The sequence below is a fragment of the Mesorhizobium kamtschaticum genome (genome assembly GCF_056174585.1).
In genome coordinates, this window is sequence record NZ_JBWBWI020000002.1 from 452,895 (window position 1) to 468,852 (window position 15,958).

Genomic DNA, 15,958 nt, shown 5'->3' on the forward strand with positions numbered 1-15,958 from the left:
CCTGCCACATTTGCCGAATTGTAACAGCCCCTGCAACTCTGGGCTCACGAAAAAGAAAAGGGATAACGCACCTTCTGTCGCGGCCTCAACATCAGCTTTGATGTTTCTGTCGCGTTCGTTCCTGTTTTCGGAACGGCAGGTGAGAATTCTCCGCCCGGTTGTTCAAGCCTTTTGCGAGCGGTGTTCCACGTTCGGCATGACTTGGCGTTGGGCCGCCCCGTAGGAGCGCAGTTTGTCGGTGATCATACGCTTTGGCGGCAGACCCTGCTTCTTCAGAAGTCGCGTCAGCAGGCGCCTGGCGGCCTTGGTGTTGCGACGCGTCTGGACAATCTCGTCGAGCACATATCCGTCCTGATCTACCGCTCTCCACAACCAGCATTTCTGACCGTTGATGCACACCACGACTTCATCCAGGTGCCAGACATCGTCCTTCGTTGGTGCCTTGCGGCGTATGCGGCGCGCATAATCAGGGCCGTGCTTTCGGCACCATCGGCGGATGGTCTCGTAGGAAACGACGATCCCGCGATCGAGCAGCATTTCCTCGACATCGCAGGCTCAGATTGAAGCGGAAGTAGAGCCAGACAGCACGGGCCCATGATTTCGATCGGATAGCGGTGGTTCTTGTAAGTCGGTGCATTCACGGTCATAGGCGCGCTGCTACCTCAATTTCCTTACCGCTCAATCAATGTGACAGCACCCTTCCAACTCATGACTCAAATGCGATAGCCCTGCTTCCGGGTGGAAAATGGCGCCGACGCCACCGGTTGTTCCGTTACCGCTCCTCCACCGCAAAGTTATCTTTTGCGTTCAGGGAGCCACGGCGCCTGCGTTGGCTGATGAACACCGTCCGTTCGCGCATGTGGGGTCGAACTAATTCGTGGCGAAGAGGAGGCAGGCTCATAATCCAACAGTTGCCGGAGTTCCCCTGGCTCGAATGCCATTATTGGTGGGGAGCCGGGTTCATCATCCAACAGCTGCCGCGGCTCTTCCTCGTGCGGCAAGCGCCCTCTCAGCCGGTCTTGCAGCGCCTGCCGATCGGCGACGAGGTAGTCGAGGTGCAGCGGCTCGTTGTCCGGCCGCTCCTCGTCGACCAACCGTTCAACCAGCGCCCGCGTGCCGTCCACCACAAAGACGCCGCAATCGTAATCGTTCGGCTGTCGGGGCATGCGGGCTGGCGCCAAGGTGGCGTTCAGCAGTCTCGCGAGCTGTGTTGCAGGCACGTCGTTGTATCCCTTTCGTTGGAGGGAGTCGTAGTGATAGGCGACCGGCCTTTCCCGGTTGCGGCGATCAACCAGCAGCAGCGACCAATGGGTGCCGAGGCTATGCTCAGTGGCATTGTTCACCGGCAGGAACAGGAAGTCGGCCGTGTCGTTGCCGTCCTGATCATAGAGAATGCGCTGCAATGCGTATAGCCTCTCGATTTCGCTGAAACTGCGGAAGCGCAGGGGACCATTGGCTATGAGGGGATCCACCAACTGCGTTTGCCCGGCGAGCGTTGGATCGATCCCCTGCAGCGCCTGCGCCAGGAACAGGTAATCCCTCAGGATATGGGCGTCGCTCAGCCACTCCTCGGCGCCGAGCACCGACCCCTTGGGGACATTGGACGAGGCTGTCGGATCCATCGCCCCGATCTGGGCATCGGAGGAGGTGGTCGTAGGCGTAGTCACATCAACCACTGGAAGACCGCGGTAGGTGTTTGGCAGCCTGGCGGTTACTGGCGAGGCGTGTTGGGAGCTCTTGCCGGTGCCGCTGGCGCAGCTTCACTCATCGGCGAAAGTCGACCGCGATGGATGAGCCGAGCGGCATCAAGCCCTTCCGCCCGCGGGACGGCGGCGGACCCTGTCGCTTGCATCGTGGACTGCCACCGCATCTGCCACTGCTCCAACTCCTCGCTCAACCACGCCATAGCTTCATCGTCCGAGGAGGCTGGCAGCGGAGAAAGCGCGAGCGGCGAGCCGGGCGGTCGAGTGCCCTGGTTTTGACCCGGTACTGGCCCGGACGGATTGGGATTAACCGCAGCCTCAAAATCCCCGGAGGTCTCTGAGCGAGCTCTGACTTAGTGCACTGGCGCTGCTTCCGACGTTGGCCACATACTCCAATCAAAGTTGAGCGGCATCTGCAGCGACCAGGTTGACGTGGGCCTGGCAGGTTCCTGCCGTCCAGCTTGGACTATGTCCTGCGCCTGCTCAGGGAGAAACCCGGACCACGGTGGGCCGTCTTCAACCATCAGAGCATGATCGTAACCTTCCGCGCGGACCAATGGCCAACTGACAGGTCCCTGCTGCAGAGCGGCGTCCCCAACGGACGCGACCGCATGCGGCGCCGCGGCGTCTTCGTACCCGCTCCCCTGCATTATCGGCCGCGCCTCCCATGGCGATGCACCCAGTTGATGGGCGAGGGGCGGCGTCAGCAGGCGACCGCCTGAATTAGCGATCTCGCTCAGCTGCCGCTCGGCGGCAAGGCCTTGCGGATCGTCCAGGGTCCTCTGCCTCTTCGCTGGCCTCAACTCAGCCGTGTCATGCTCATCGTCGATGAGGACCTCCTCGCTTGGCAGGAGGTTGCTCCAGGCAGGTGCACCCATCAGCTCGCCCGGGGACCGCTGGTGATTGGACTCTCCGGGATCCGGTGCCTGGTCATGGCGCGCGGCGGGCTCGAGAGATGACGAAGGGCCCGGTTCGTCCATCAGCTCCCAACGCACATCCTGATCGTGCGCTTTCGCAGGAAGCTTCTTTGCCCAACTGCCAGCTTCCTGTGACGCGCTGTGATGCGCAGCGGCGTCGCCGACCCGCCTCGACTCCATCGGTGCCGCGTCTTCGGAATTGATGAGCGTCACGTTCTGGGGGCGAGGATTCAGCTTAGCGCGGCCGATCGGCATGACTCCGCCCGTTGACTGCGAGGTCCGGAGATGACCTAGCCCGGAAAATTCATGGTGAGTTGGCGGATGTAGTGCAAGCCATTGAAATGACGTAGGATTTGGTTGCTTAGGCCGATCCGCGCCATGTTCCGGAGACCACACCCGCCATGAATGATCTTACCCTGCCGCTGAGCGGTTTGTCATCAGTGGGCGGCAAATCCGTCATCGCCCGTTTTGACGGCGGCCTGCTGTCGTCGAACAGCGGTGTTCTGGCTCTGGCCGAGGTGGAAAAGCGGCTGCGGGTGGCCGAGCGTCTGGCGCGCTGCATCGACGATCCGCGCTGCCCGGACCAGGTCGTGCACAGCCTGGCGGACATGATCGGCTTTCGCATGAAGATGATCGCCGCCGGCTATGAGGATGGCAATGACGCCAACCGGCTGCGCTCCGATCCGGTCTTCAAGATGGCCCAGGATGCGCTGCCGTCGGGTCGGGATCTGGCCTCCCAGTCGACGATCTGCCGGCTGGAGAACCTGCCCGGCGTGCGGGAGCTGGTCGCGATGGGGCCGCCGATGGTCGACCTCTATTGCGCTTCCTTCCGGCAGGTGCCGAAGCGGATTGTGCTCGACATCGACGACACGTTGGATCCATTGTCATAATACCCCCTGGTTCACGGTATCTGTTCGAAGAGGCTGGGATTTTGGTCTATCATCTTGATCCATAGGCCTTTTCTCTGTCCACGCACGACATGGACGGCTTCGAGTTCGCCGCGTTTTACTCGCTGCAACACGACCTGGCGCGACAGGCCGAGGTTCTCCATGGCGTCGCGGATGGGCTCAAAGCCTTCGCCAGGCGTGGCCAGGAAGCGGGCCTTGAGTTCGGCGGTCAGGCGAATGCGCCATGGCGCACCGGGTGTCACCTGTTCGCCCGGGATGAGGCCGTCGTTGACATGGCGGTGAAGCGTCGATGGCGCCACGCCGAGCGCGGCAGCGGCCTGACGGACGGTGACGATGTCGCCGTCGGCGGCTGGTGGCTTGGCCTTGCAGGCGGGAATCTTCCAGTGCTTACGCAGATAGCCGACGCGGTTGGCGTCAAACCGGTGGCCGTACGCCGTTCGGCGGCCCTGGCGGTTGAGGACGCCGGCAATGACCGCGTCGGGATAATGCGGTGCCAGCCGCCGCAGCAGCGCCAGCGTGTCCTCGTCGGTACGAACCGTCGCCGGCCGCGAGCGCGGCAAGGCGACGGTGAGGCGACTCGTAGCCTCGCCCTTCCAGCGCAGGACGAGAAGCGCCGCTGCCTCGTCGCGATCGACATGGAGGGTGACCTCATCGAGGAGCGTGCGCAGCAATTCCTTGCGGTCACGCGGCGTGGTGGTGGGCGCGTACCAAACGCTCGCCAGATCGGCCCCGAGGGCAAGCAGCTTTTCCCGCTCCGTGGCCGACAGGACGCGCGGACGCTGCTCCTCGCGCCGCGCCAGTTCCGCCTTTGCCGCCTCCAGTGCGCGCAACGCCTCCTCCCACTCCTGCTCGAGCCTGCGGGCGACCAGGCGATTGTCGGGATCGACGGCGCAATAGCGGCGCTCGGCGCGGTTGACGGCGAAGGCGGCGCGCTCCACGTCGAGCCGCCATTGCTTGAGTGCTGCGTCGCGATCGTTCTCCAGCCGCTCGGCCGCTTCGAGCGTGGCGGTCAGGCGCACCGGCTCCAGCGCCTCCAGGAAGGCCGCCACCACGGCTTCATCGATCTGCCCGCCGCCAACATTGAGGCAATGGACGCCTCTGCCCTCGACGACCACCTTGCCGGGACAATGGTAGCCCGGCGTCACGGTGCGGCCGCGATAATGGGTGTGCAGCCGTCGCCCGCAGTGGCCGCAGCGGGCAATGCCCTGCAGCAGGGCGCCACCCTCTCTGGCGGCGCCACCGGCCTGTTCCTGCGCCTTGGCGTGCGTCCGGGGTTGGGTGTTGGCCGCCATGCGCTCTCGATTGGCCTCGAAGGTGGGCCAATCGATATAGCCCTGGTGGTGGTCCTTGATCAGCACTTGCCAGTCTTCCATCGGCAGCTTGCGTATCCGCTTGCACCGCGCGCCGGTTTCGTCGAGCACCGTCTCTCGGCGATACTTGCCATAGACATAGGCGCCGGCATAGACTGGATTGGCAAGCACGCTGTGAATCGCGTGGTAGCTGGCCTCGCCCCAGCGCAGCTCGGTGCGTGCATTAAGCCACAGCGGGAACTTCATCGCTTGCTCGCGGAACCACAGCCACACGCGGCGCGCCGAGCCGAGCTCGGCAAAGCGGGCAAAGACGGTGCGGATGGCATGGGCGACGGCCTCGTCGGGATGGATCAGGATCTCGCCGTCCGCCTCGCCCCAGACGAAGCCGATCGGTAGGCCGCGGCGCAATTCACCGCGCGCTGCCTTGTTGCGGATGCCGCCATTGAGGCGGGCGCGCAGGACGTGCAATTCGGCCTCGCTCATGGCGCCTTTCAACCCGAGCAAAAGCCTATCGTTGAACAGAGCCGGGTGGTAGATCCCGTCGGCATCGCCAATCAGCGTATCGGTCAGCCCGGCCAACTCGATCAGCCGGTGCCAGTCGGCATTGTTGCGCGCCAGCCGCGAAACCTCCAGGCCAAGCACGATGCCGACCCGGGCCAGCGCCACCTCGCTGGTCAGCCGCGCAAAGCCGGCGCGCATGACGCTGCCGGAGCCGGACAGGCCAAGGTCCTCGTCGATGACCAAGACACGCTCGTCCGGCCAACCCAGCTCGCGCGCCCGACCGGAGAGCGCGTATTGCCGCTCGGTCGATTCACGGTTGTTCTCCACCTGTGAGGCGCTCGACTGGCGCAGGTAGACGACAGCCAGCCGGGCCTGGTGACCGGCGGCGATTTTGCTGTGTTCAGTCATGACCGGCCTCCCTCACTGTCAGCATGCGCGCGATCACGAGGGCGAGCCGGCGCAACGCCTCCGCCCGCGCCTCGGCGTCCAGCGTCTCCCTGGTGGGTGGGTCGGGAGGCCGCTTGCGGTCTTCCTCGGCGAATCTCAGCTTCAGTTGCATGTCGCTCCTCCTTGTCATCGGGCGGCGACTCGCCGCGCCGTTCAAGAAGAGCGTCGGTCAGAAAGCGCAGATGCAGAAGGTCTGAAAGCCGCCCAATGCTGGAGTGATTAGCCGGCGAGGCTGTGGAACCACCCCCCAGGCCCCCGAGATCCGTCCACGCGACGGGAATGTAGGTCCGGCTGCCGTCCGGCAATTCTAAAAGCAGCGTTGGCTCGCCGCGGCGTTTGAGGCGGCTGATTACGGCCAGAGGCCGCCCTTCAAAGGCGTGGCCCTCCCGCATGATCGTTGCCGAGGCGGGAAGGTCCTGGTGATGGGCAGTCTGGAGATGTTTCCTTTGATGCCGTGCATGGCGGCCAGCAATTGCGCCTGTTCAACGCCCATTATGACGAATACGGCTTCCAGCCGATCGTGGTGTTCGATGGCGATGGCCGGTTCGTCGGTGCGGTTCTTCGGCCAGCCAAGCGGCCGAGCGGGGCTGAGATCCGCCCCCATCTGCGCCGCCTCGTGCAGGCGATCCGGAACAATTGGCCTCACACACGGATCCTGATCCGGGCCGACAGCCATTATTGCAGTCCACCGGTCATCGACTGGTGCCGCGCCAACGGTGTAGACTTCATCCTCGGCGTGGCGCCGACCACGACGCTGCGCGAGCATGTCGCGCATCTGGAAGCCATCACGCTGGCGCGTTTTGAGGCGTCGAAGACGAACAAGGTCCGCCGCTTCAAGGAGTTCTTTGACGGAGCCGCCAGTTGGAGCCGCGTGGAGCGCATCATCGCGCGGGTCGAGGTCGGCGCCAAAGGAGCCGACACCCGCTTCATCGTCACCAATCTGGCCAGTGGCAAGGCCAAGGCGCTCTACGAGGACCTCTACTGCCGGCGCGGCGCGGCCGAGAACCACATCAAGTCCTGGAAGACGCATCTTGCCGCCGACCGCACATCCTGCACAAGAGCGACGGCCAACCAGTTCCGGCTCTTCCTGCATGCCGGCGCCTACTGGCTAATGTGGGGCCTGCGCGCTGCGATGCCGAAACGCTCGAGCTTTGCCGTCGCCCAATTCGACACGCTGCGATTGCGCCTCATCAAAATCGCCGCGCGGGTGGTCGAGATGAAAACGCAAATCCGCCTGCACCTGCCGACATCCTGCCCCGACCAGCGTATTCTGCACATCGTCCTCGATCGCATCCCCCAACTCGCGACATAACGATGGGGCGCAGGCGCCCCGAAACGAACCCGCCGACCGCAACCTGCAAACCCCGCCTGCCATCACGACGGATCATCGCCGGCGCCCCACCAGGCTTTGTCAAAATGCACCCCGAGGGCGGCCAGATCGCCGATGCAGGCCGCCGAAAACCGATCGCCGTGCATCAAGGCGGCTAGGTGATCGTGCGGAAGTTACTGCCGCCGGTACACTTCTTCCGCGCGTTGGGTGTCGCCGACGTGCTCACGACATGGGGCGAAAGGGCACAAGCCGCGACTTGTCGAACTGCGCTGCCGAATCGTCCAGCACTCCCTCGACCAGATTGACGTACTCCCGATCGCCCGGACAGCCGAGTGCCCGTAGCTGCGATCAATCCGAATAGACTTAGGGTACGTCATTTGGCGCAAACCCTTTGCCGACGGCGGGCCAGTGCCCGCCGCCCAACTGCCCGTCGATCTCCACATCACAACAGATATAGGGCTTGGCGCGATTGAGGGGCGCCAATATTCCTGGGGCGGCGCACCTCCCTCTCCGATTGATGTTCGCAAGGCGCGCCGAACCCGCGGATAAGCCATTCGCAAGGCCCAGGATGCCTGCTGCTCGGCTGGCAAGGTCGGCCACGATGCCGCCAGCTTCGTGGTGATAGTCGCGGCTGTGGTGTTCCATGAAGAATGAAGTGGCGAAGCGCACGTCGTGAAAATTTGCGCACAGGTGCGAAGCGAGCCCGCCAATCGGTGGAGCGAATGCTCGCCACACGACCCCACGCATCAGTGCCCATCACGCGGGCGCGAACATCAGTCTCCACGACGTTGTAGCAGAGTTCTTCTTGGAGCAGGCATCGCCATCGGATTCGGAGCGTCGTCCTTTCGGTGATGGATTCAGGTCGGCACTCGATGCCGAAAACGCAAGTGCGGCTCGCCGCACAGAGTGGTAGCCGGCAGGAGTGTCGCACCCAGCCTTCTCGCTACCGCCTGCGACGGTAGGTTCTCGGGATGGACGAAGCTCATGAGCGCCGGCAGCCCGATATCGCGCGCGGTCCAGACTTGCACGCGCCGTGCGGCTTCGGCCGCATAGCCGCGGCCGTCGAAACCGGCGTAGAGGCTCCAAGCGAGCTCCGGCTCGTCGAGATAGGAGGGGTGCCACAGGCCGACACGCCCAATGACGGAACGGGTTTCCTTGAGTTGGACGGCAAACAGGCCGTAACCGCTCAGCACCCATTCGCCAAGCATGGCGGCGAAAACCGTCCAGGCCTCCCATTCGTTTTTAGGCCCGCCCATGTAGTTCGCCCTGAAAAACTCTTGGATCCCTTGCGTTGCAGGGATTCCCATCGGGTTTGAAGTATTGGAGAATGCCGGAAACCACCTTCGATCCCGTCGTTTCCTGGTGTTTTTGCAATGCTTCCAGCCCGTCCGTCGTCCGGTAAGAATGATTTGTTCCGCGAGCGCCTCGATGCCATCATCAATCCGCGCCATCCGCTGGTCCGGTTGTCGGCATTGATGCCGTGGTCGCGCTTTGACGAAGCGTTTGGCGGGTTTTATCGCCCGATCGGCAGGCCGGCCAAGCCGACGCGGCTGATGGTCGGTCTGCATTACCTCAAGCACGTCCACGACCTGTCCGACGAAGAAATGGTGGAGCGTTGGGTTGAGAACCCGTACTGGCAGTTTTTCTGCGGCTTCGAGTTCTTCCAGCACGAGCCGCCGATCGATGCCAGCACGATGACGCGCTGGCGCAAGCGGATCGGGTCCGAGGGGCTGGAGGAAATGCTGAAGGCAAGCGTCGACGTCGCACTCGAGACGGGGACTGCGAAGCCCGGTTCGCTGGAGCGGATCACCGTCGACACGACGGTGCAGCCGAAGGCGATCGCCCACCCCACCGACAGCCGGCTCTACCTCAAGGCAATCCAGATCCTGGTGCGTCAGGCCAAGCGGTACGGCATCATGCTCAGGCAGAGCCACATGCGGCTGGCCAAGGCAGCGGCGGTACGGGCGGGTCGCTATGCGCATGCCCGGCAGTTCCGCCGGATGCGTCGCGAACTCAAGCGCCTTCGCACCTATCTCGGCCGGGTGTTCCGCGACGTCGGTCGCAAGATCGCCGGCAATGCCGAACTCGAGGCCAGATTTGCCCCGTTGCTCGGGCTCGTCGAGCGGCTCTTGGCGCAGAAGCCGAAGGACAGGAACAAGATCTATTCCCTGCACGCGCCCGAGGTGGTCTGCATCTCGAAGGGCAAAGCCCGCAACCCTTACGAATTCGGCTGCAAGGTCGGGATCGCGGCAACCAACCGCGAGGGCCTCGTGCTGGCGGCCAAGGCGTTCGAGGGCAATCCGTATGATGGCCACACGCTCGCAGCAACGGTCGATCAGGCCGCGCAGATTGGCGGCGTCGAGCCGGACCGCATCTACGTCGACAAGGGCTATCGCGGCCACGATTATGCCGGCGCGGGATCGGTGATGGTCGCCGGCCGCAAGCGTGGCCTGACGGCCACCATGTGTCGGGAACTGAAACGACGATCGGCCATCGAGGCCACCATCGGTCACATGAAGACCGACGGCCGACTGGACCGCAACTTCCTCCTCGGCCATGATGGCGATGCGACCAATGCGCTGCTCGTCGCCGCAGGCCACAATCTGCGCCTGGTCCTCACGGTTCTCGCGCTTTGGCTTGCCTGGTGCCTGCAAGCACTCCAGCCGAAAACTGCGAAATCGGATGCTTCCACCCGTCTTCACGCGTTCGGAATATCAACGCCTTAGCCGTTATTCAGGGCCGACCATGTAGCGCATACGCTCGTGGTCGGCGTAGAAGGCCGCATGAGCGGGGAAGTCCTCCTTGCGCCAGCCACGCAGCACCAGGCGTTCGCTTTCAAGCGTCGGGATCATGCCTGCGCCTTTCCCTGGCGCGCGCCGCTGCCGTCACCATCTCTCGACGGGCGGGATGACCTTCTCATCTTCAGCAATTTTCTCTCCCCTCATTTCGTCGCCGATCAAAGATCTCCGCTAGTGTACCGTCGCAGTGATTGTGACGGGTTAGTCTACGCCGAGAATGGGCAGGTCCTGTGGCGGGACGAGCAACTGGATGCTGCGAGCGACACCGGGCTGCTTGTCGATCAAGCCGAGTTGGTTGAGGGTCTTGAGCATCTGATGGACTGACGGTGCGGTGACCCTGAAGTAGCGCTGGAAGTCCGCCTCCGCCGGAGCGCGGCGATTGATCTGCGAATAGGCCCAGATGAAGGCGAGGTACTGGCCTTGTTTGGCGGTGAACCGTACTGTCGGCGCCGGCGTCTTCGGTCAAGCAATTGATTCATTGTAGATTCACCTACGGCTCTTCCACCAAGAAGGGCTTTGGGAATGAACATACGATATCGGGTCGAACTCAGCCAATCCGAACGAGACGAGCTGCGTGCTTTGGTGAGCGGGGGTAAACTGCCGGTGCGGCGGCTCAAGCGGATGCAGATCCTGCTGGCCGCCGACGCCGGGGTCGCCGACGAGGCCATCGCCATCTCGGTGCAGACCAGCGACTCGACCATCTACCGCACCAAGAAGCGCTTTGTGGAGATCAGCCTGGAGGCCGCCCTCAGTGAAGGGCCGCGTCCGGGGGCGGCTCGCAAACTAAGCGGCAAGCAGGAGGTGCAACTGGTGGCGCTGGCCTGTTCTGATCCGCCGCAGGGATGCGCCCGGTGGACTTTGAAGCTTCTGGCCAACGCCCTGGTCGAAGTGATGGAACACCCGAGCGTCTCACGCGACACCGTCCGCCGGCGGTTGAACGACAACGATCTGAAGCCCTGGCAACAGAAGATGTGGTGCATCGCCAATATCGATGGGGAGTACATCGCCCGCATGGAGGATCTCCTCGATCTCTATGCCGAGCCGCATGATCCCAAGCGACCGGTGGTCTGCTTCGATGAAAGTCCGATCCAGCTCATCGGCGAGGTGCGCGTGCCCATCGTGCCGAAACCCGGAAAGCGATACCGCTACGACTCCGAGTACAAGCGTAACGGCACGGCCAACCTCTTTGTCATGGTCGACGCCAACCGGTCGTGGCGCAGGGTCAAGGTCACCGACCGGCGCGCAAACGAGGACTTCGCCGTCTGCATGCGCGACCTGGTCGACGTGGACTATCCCGGCGCCGACAAGGTCCGCGTCGTGATGGATAACCTATCAACCCACACGGCCTCCGCTGTCTATCAGACCTTTCCAGCAGTCGAGGCGCGTCGGATCTTGCGACGCCTGGAGTTCCACTACACACCCAGGCACGCCAGTTGGCTCAACATCGTCGAGATCGAAATCGGCGTTATGCGCCGCCAATGTCTTGATCGCCGCATCGCTAGCCGCGACCTCCTTGAAACAGAGATCCGGACCTGGGAACGCCGCCGCACCGAAAGTGGCGCCCGCATCCGCTGGATGTTCTCCACACAGCAGGCCCGAGCGAAGATGGCAAAATCCTATCCCACGCCATCTCTCAAAGAGTCATAATCACCGCGACGCGACACTAGGAGCTCTAGCCACCGATCTAAACCTGATGTGATCGCCCCTGGAAAATGCAGTGGATAAACAGTCCTGAAGTTGATCGAGAGACGGCGAACTGCCGGCAGGAGCAGTCGCTGTGATATCCAACGTTAGGTCCAACAGAGAACAAGATCCGGCTTCGCAAACCCGAAAAAGCAATTCAGCAGCACGCGACGCTTTCCGTTGCCTGGTTGCCCGGTAACCCCGTGAACGAAACCGCCATCGATTAGGGCGATATCCCCGGTTTTGAGCTGGAACTCGCGACAAGGAACCGCCTCAAGATAGGCTGCCGAATAGGGATAGCCAGTGGTCTCCACACCTTGCGATATCCGGTCCGCAACTGTCGGCTTGTGGCTCCAGAGTTTCAGATTGCCGCCTTCCTCAGGCATGCTGGGATAGAAGTTGAGTGCTGCGACAGTGTTGTGCGCCACCGCAGAAAGCTCGTAATCGTTTCCAGCACACAACACTTGAGCGACATCATCGTGGGGGTCCAAGGAGAATGTGCCGCTGCCGGACCAACTGAGAGCGCGACAAACATTAGCCTGACCGCGCTCCGAACGGGCCAGCCGCAATTCAATGCCCTGTTTTTGAAGCTCGCGCTTCAATGCGTCGAACAATGCTCGGACCGGATCAACTAGATTTTCAAAAAGGGCGTCGACGTACGGTCGCGCAGTTTCCGCCTCTGCGAAATAGGTGGCTGCATCCTTCCTGTAGTGGGATGCGCCGACATATTGTCCGGGGACGCCATCCTTACGCTCTTTGAGTCCAGGACTGTCACTGAAGTTCGCGGTGATCTCCTCGGCTATTTCGGTGCTGAAAGCTTGCCTGATGTGCAGAGCGGTGATCTCGCCTTTCAGGACTGAGATGATATCAGCAGTGCTGATCGAGCCGGTCCGTTCTCTGGTCGAAACAGGAGAGATGGCCGGCGCTTGCGATATCTGATTAGTCATTGTCTTGCCCCCTTTAGTGCGTGATCAAGGATGGCGATGCCATGATCGAGTTCGGCATCAGTGATGGTTATCGGCGGGAGGACTTTGATAACGTCGCGATCTGGCCCTGAGGATTCGATAAGCAGACCGTTTTCGAACGCGACATCGTGCACGCGGCCAACAACAGCCGGTGAACGGCACTTGAGGCCAGCCATCAGACCGCGGCCGCGCTTTTGTTCGATGTATCTGGGAAATTTCGCGACGAGGCGGTCAAGGTGTCCCTGCAGTTTGGCCGCTGTCTGCTCCACGCCTGCAGTAAACTGCCTGTCGGACCACATTTTGCACATGGCCGCTGCCGTCACGAAGGCGAAATTATTGCCTCTGAAGGTCCCGCTATGTTCTCCGGGCATCCATATGTCCAAGTCAGGTCGAATCAAAACGACGGATAACGGACTGCCCGAGCCGCTTAGGGACTTAGAAAGGCACACGATATCCGGTTCGATTTTTGCGGACTCGAATGAGAAGAAATCGCCAGTTCGGCCCGCACCCGCCTGGATATCGTCGACGATAAAGACGACGCCATGCTCACGGCAAATGCGCTGAATTTCTGTGAGCCAAGCCGCGGATGCGGCGTTCATGCCGCCTTCTGCCTGGATGGTCTCCAGAATGATTGCGGCTGGCTTTTCTATGCCGCTCCCCGGGTCCCCCAAAAGGCAGTCGATGTAGCTCGCCGAATCGAAGGCTTGGCTCGGATAGGCGTCATAAGGAATACGGATCACATCGTGGCGCGCAACGCCTCCCAGCTCTCTGGTAGACGCCGACCCCGACACCGCCAGGGAGCCGAGTGACATACCGTGGAACGCATTCGTGAATGCCATGACGCTCGAGCGGCCGGTATACTTTCGCGCCAGGGCCAGCGCCGCTTCGTTGGCGTTCGTGCCGGTCGGCCCAGGAAACTGTATCTTGTACGAAAGACCTCTGGGCTTCAGGATCGAATCGACAAACGCTTCAATGAAGTCACGCTTTGCCGCCGTATACATATCAAGGGACAGAAGAATGTTCTCACCGACGAGATATTCAATTGCTGGTGCCATAATATTCGGGTTGTTGTGTCCGTAGTTGAGTGCGCCGGAACCCACAAGGAAATCGATGTGAGGCTTGCCGGTCTCGTCCCAGATCGTCGCCCCGAGGGCCTTCGTAAAGACTGTGGGAAAGGCCCGGCAATATCGACGAACATTGGATTCATGAGCCGTGAAAGCGTCGGTGTTCATTTTAGGTCCTCTGCAAGTAGATCATTCAACAAGGAGAGCGATAAAGCGCTTGTGGTTCGCGGTAGATGTTCTTCATATCACATCGACAGCAGAATGGCCGGACGAAACTTTTTTGGTCAGTAATTTCGCGGAGTGCTACTGGTGTGTGCCGACGTCCTCTTCAAAATGTCGCCAATTGTTGCGTTGCTCTCCAAGCCAATACCTGGGCGAATGCGATGAACAAACTCGGTTTAGAATTTCCGGCCAAGCACCGATACTACGGCATCGGGTAGTTGACGGATCAGCCCCATCGCCCATACGAGCATTCCGGCCGACCAATCACAGGCGTCGTGCGATCCGCTGGAGCGCGTCACTACAGGTTGTGTAGCGCGGCGGTCGAAGCCGCTCGCGAGCGCGCCTTCAAACAGCGCGGCAGCGAGCGAGCGGCTTTGCGGCGGTCATCGATGTTCCCCGGCAAAGCTCGGTTGCGGATACCAACCTGATTTTAAAGGAACCATCGATGACCGATGACATGACGAGCCTGCGCGCGCTCTTGGAGAGGACTGTGGATTCCGGTCTCTTGCGGGACATGATGGGCTTTCCCGCCAGCGAATGACGGAACCGGAGGTTGGGGCGCCATCGGCGCCGCGTCGCGCCGGCACCGTCGAACTGCTGACGCCGAGCCCGATGTGCTTGCCGATATTACTTTCTCCAAGAGAGCACCACACCAAGCTCCACGCCACGGATGAGATCGACAAGCGCTTTCTTTCCGATCGTGATATCATTTCCTTGCGCGGGCGACCTCGTGGCGAAGCGCGGCGCACCGGTTGAAAGCGCCGCCGGACAGCCTCATTCAAGCCTTGATTGAGGCGCCCGCGCGCCTTTTCCTTTGGCGGGCGCGGGCGCCAAGCCTCGACAAAGTGCTCGTAGCCCTTCTGCGCCTGCTCGGCGATGCGCATCTCCTGGTTCCGGAGATCCTTGACATTGCAGGCATACGCGGGTCCGCGACTGTTGCCTTTTTCTGCGGCTTGCCGGCCTGCAACTCCATGCTGCGCATCTTGTGGGCGACGAGGCTTTATCGCGCCCAGAGGTAGTCCTCCTCCTTCGTCAGCAGATGCCAGCATAGAACCGTCAGCTTGCGCGCTACAGCGACGGCGGCAACCTGATGGCCGCGCCTGGCCCGGATACGGACGAAGAACGCATGTAACGGACCCGACGCCTTGGCGGCTGCCCAAGCGGCTTCCACAAGCATTGCGCGGGCGTGGCTGCGCCCCACTTTGCTGATTCGGCCATGATGTGCCGCTCCCAAGCCCGACTGCCGAACACGCGGGTTGAGACCGAAATAGCTCACCAGTTTCTGGGGACTCTTGAAGCGAGCGACGTCGCCGATGGCCGCCATCAGCCCGGCTGCCACGGCCAGGTTGACGCCGGTGATGGTGAGCAGACGCCTGATCGCTGGATCGTCTAGCGTGGTCTCGGCAAGCTCCCGGTCGAAGATCGCAAGGTCTTCGGCAAGCCGATCGAGTTCGCTCGCATGCCGCTCGATCGCAAACCGCTCATCGTCGGGCACTGGCTGGCGCGCCAGCCAGGCACGCCCGCGGACGTTGAACAGATCGGTATGCGGACACTTCGGGATCAGGTGCGCATGCAGGATCGCATGCACCTCGTTCTTGATCCGGGTCCGATGCCGCACGACCTGATAGCGCCGCGCGACCAGCCTGCGCATTCGCTCGGTGGCCGCATCTGGTGTCCAGATCTCCGGCAGGTAGCCGGCCGCGTACAAGCTGGCCAGCGTGCCCGCGTCAACCTTGTCGGTCTTCACATGGGCATGGGCGATCGCCTTCACCTGAAGTGGGTTGGACTACTCGCTTCACGAAGGGTGACAGCACCCGTGACACCGCCATGCAGTTGCCAGTCGCCTCTATTACCACCTCGTCTGTCGCCAGAAGGCTCTTACCAAAGCCCTCCAGCGCCGTTCGGGTCATGTCGACACGCCCTCCATGTCGAAGCTTACCATCTTCCCAGAAAACCACCTCCCCGAAGGTTCGGTGGATGTCCATTCCAATCACGCGTCGCATATGCGCCTCCTGTCAGAGCGAAACGACGGGAGCGGCGGGCGACACGACAACTACGGATTCGCGCTCACGGCGCAACCGGGCGAGTCGCAGAGGCGGCCAGCTACTAA

General features: G+C 62.1%; 11 protein-coding genes and 5 pseudogenes. 4 read left to right on the forward strand and 12 right to left on the reverse strand.

What is annotated here, in order from left to right; genetic code table 11:
• Window positions 1-94: 94 nt before the first annotated feature.
• From AC0V7N_RS37925 to AC0V7N_RS37935, 3 genes and pseudogenes are all read right to left on the reverse strand, one after another.
• Window positions 95-628, reverse strand: a pseudogene (locus AC0V7N_RS37925) (IS6 family transposase); the annotation flags it as partial.
• Between the two features lie 166 nt (window positions 629-794).
• A complete protein-coding gene (locus tag AC0V7N_RS37930) occupies window positions 795-1,622 on the reverse strand; it encodes a Ulp1 family isopeptidase (protein ID WP_496628114.1) in 828 nt (275 codons plus the stop codon).
• A 434-nt stretch (window positions 1,623-2,056) separates the two neighbouring features.
• On the reverse strand, window positions 2,057-2,875 hold the full coding sequence (locus tag AC0V7N_RS37935) for a hypothetical protein (protein WP_496628115.1): 819 nt from the start codon (window positions 2,873-2,875) through the stop codon (window positions 2,057-2,059).
• A 146-nt stretch (window positions 2,876-3,021) separates the two neighbouring features.
• Here AC0V7N_RS37935 and AC0V7N_RS37940 point away from each other — a divergent pair.
• Window positions 3,022-3,498, forward strand: a pseudogene (locus AC0V7N_RS37940) (transposase); the annotation flags it as partial.
• Window positions 3,499-3,521: 23 nt separating this feature from the next.
• Here AC0V7N_RS37940 and AC0V7N_RS37945 read toward each other — a convergent pair.
• Both AC0V7N_RS37945 and AC0V7N_RS37950 read right to left on the reverse strand, forming a co-directional pair.
• Window positions 3,522-5,747: a recombinase family protein gene (locus tag AC0V7N_RS37945; RefSeq protein ID WP_496628116.1), complete on the reverse strand. Its 2,226-nt coding sequence runs from the start codon at window positions 5,745-5,747 to the stop codon at window positions 3,522-3,524.
• Window positions 5,740-5,898, reverse strand: coding sequence for a hypothetical protein (locus AC0V7N_RS37950; protein WP_496628094.1), 159 nt, complete (start codon window positions 5,896-5,898; stop codon window positions 5,740-5,742). The genes AC0V7N_RS37945 and AC0V7N_RS37950 overlap by 8 nt, the downstream gene beginning before the upstream one ends.
• 324 nt (window positions 5,899-6,222) lie before the next feature.
• Here AC0V7N_RS37950 and AC0V7N_RS37955 point away from each other — a divergent pair.
• Window positions 6,223-7,098, forward strand: a pseudogene (locus tag AC0V7N_RS37955) (IS1380 family transposase); the annotation flags it as partial.
• 381 nt (window positions 7,099-7,479) lie between these two features.
• Here the strand turns inward: AC0V7N_RS37955 and AC0V7N_RS37960 are convergent.
• Window positions 7,480-7,863 carry a hypothetical protein gene (locus AC0V7N_RS37960; RefSeq protein ID WP_496628117.1) on the reverse strand — a complete coding sequence of 128 codons (384 nt, stop codon included), beginning with the start codon at window positions 7,861-7,863 and terminating at the stop codon, window positions 7,480-7,482.
• Between the two features lie 110 nt (window positions 7,864-7,973).
• Complete coding sequence (locus AC0V7N_RS37965; RefSeq protein ID WP_496628118.1) at window positions 7,974-8,372, reverse strand: GNAT family N-acetyltransferase; 399 nt, start codon at window positions 8,370-8,372, stop codon at window positions 7,974-7,976.
• 117 nt (window positions 8,373-8,489) lie between these two features.
• Between AC0V7N_RS37965 and AC0V7N_RS37970 the strand changes: the two genes are divergently transcribed.
• Entirely contained in the window at window positions 8,490-9,842 is a 1,353-nt protein-coding gene (locus tag AC0V7N_RS37970) for an IS5 family transposase (RefSeq protein ID WP_464614840.1), read from the forward strand.
• 3 nt (window positions 9,843-9,845) lie between these two features.
• Here the strand turns inward: AC0V7N_RS37970 and AC0V7N_RS37975 are convergent, their stop codons facing one another.
• On the reverse strand, window positions 9,846-9,968 hold the full coding sequence (locus AC0V7N_RS37975; RefSeq protein ID WP_496628119.1) for a hypothetical protein: 123 nt from the start codon (window positions 9,966-9,968) through the stop codon (window positions 9,846-9,848).
• A gap of 147 nt (window positions 9,969-10,115) precedes the next feature.
• Window positions 10,116-10,393, reverse strand: a pseudogene (locus AC0V7N_RS37980) (LexA family protein).
• A gap of 43 nt (window positions 10,394-10,436) precedes the next feature.
• On the opposite strand from AC0V7N_RS37980, the gene AC0V7N_RS37985 reads away from it, so the two are divergent.
• Window positions 10,437-11,561, forward strand: a complete 1,125-nt coding sequence (locus AC0V7N_RS37985) for an IS630 family transposase (RefSeq protein ID WP_258580779.1) — start codon at window positions 10,437-10,439, stop codon at window positions 11,559-11,561.
• Window positions 11,562-11,704: 143 nt separating this feature from the next.
• On the opposite strand, the gene AC0V7N_RS37990 is transcribed toward AC0V7N_RS37985, so the two are convergent.
• The 3 genes and pseudogenes from AC0V7N_RS37990 to AC0V7N_RS38000 all read right to left on the reverse strand — a co-directional run.
• A complete protein-coding gene (locus AC0V7N_RS37990; RefSeq protein WP_496628120.1) occupies window positions 11,705-12,544 on the reverse strand; it encodes a 2OG-Fe(II)-dependent halogenase WelO5 family protein in 840 nt (279 codons plus the stop codon).
• Window positions 12,541-13,794: a diaminobutyrate--2-oxoglutarate transaminase gene (gene ectB, locus AC0V7N_RS37995; protein WP_496628121.1), complete on the reverse strand. Its 1,254-nt coding sequence runs from the start codon at window positions 13,792-13,794 to the stop codon at window positions 12,541-12,543. Before ectB ends, AC0V7N_RS37990 begins: the two co-directional genes overlap by 4 nt.
• An 866-nt stretch (window positions 13,795-14,660) precedes the next feature.
• Window positions 14,661-15,833, reverse strand: a pseudogene (locus AC0V7N_RS38000) (IS110 family RNA-guided transposase); the annotation flags it as partial.
• Between the last annotated feature and the right edge of the window lie 125 nt (window positions 15,834-15,958).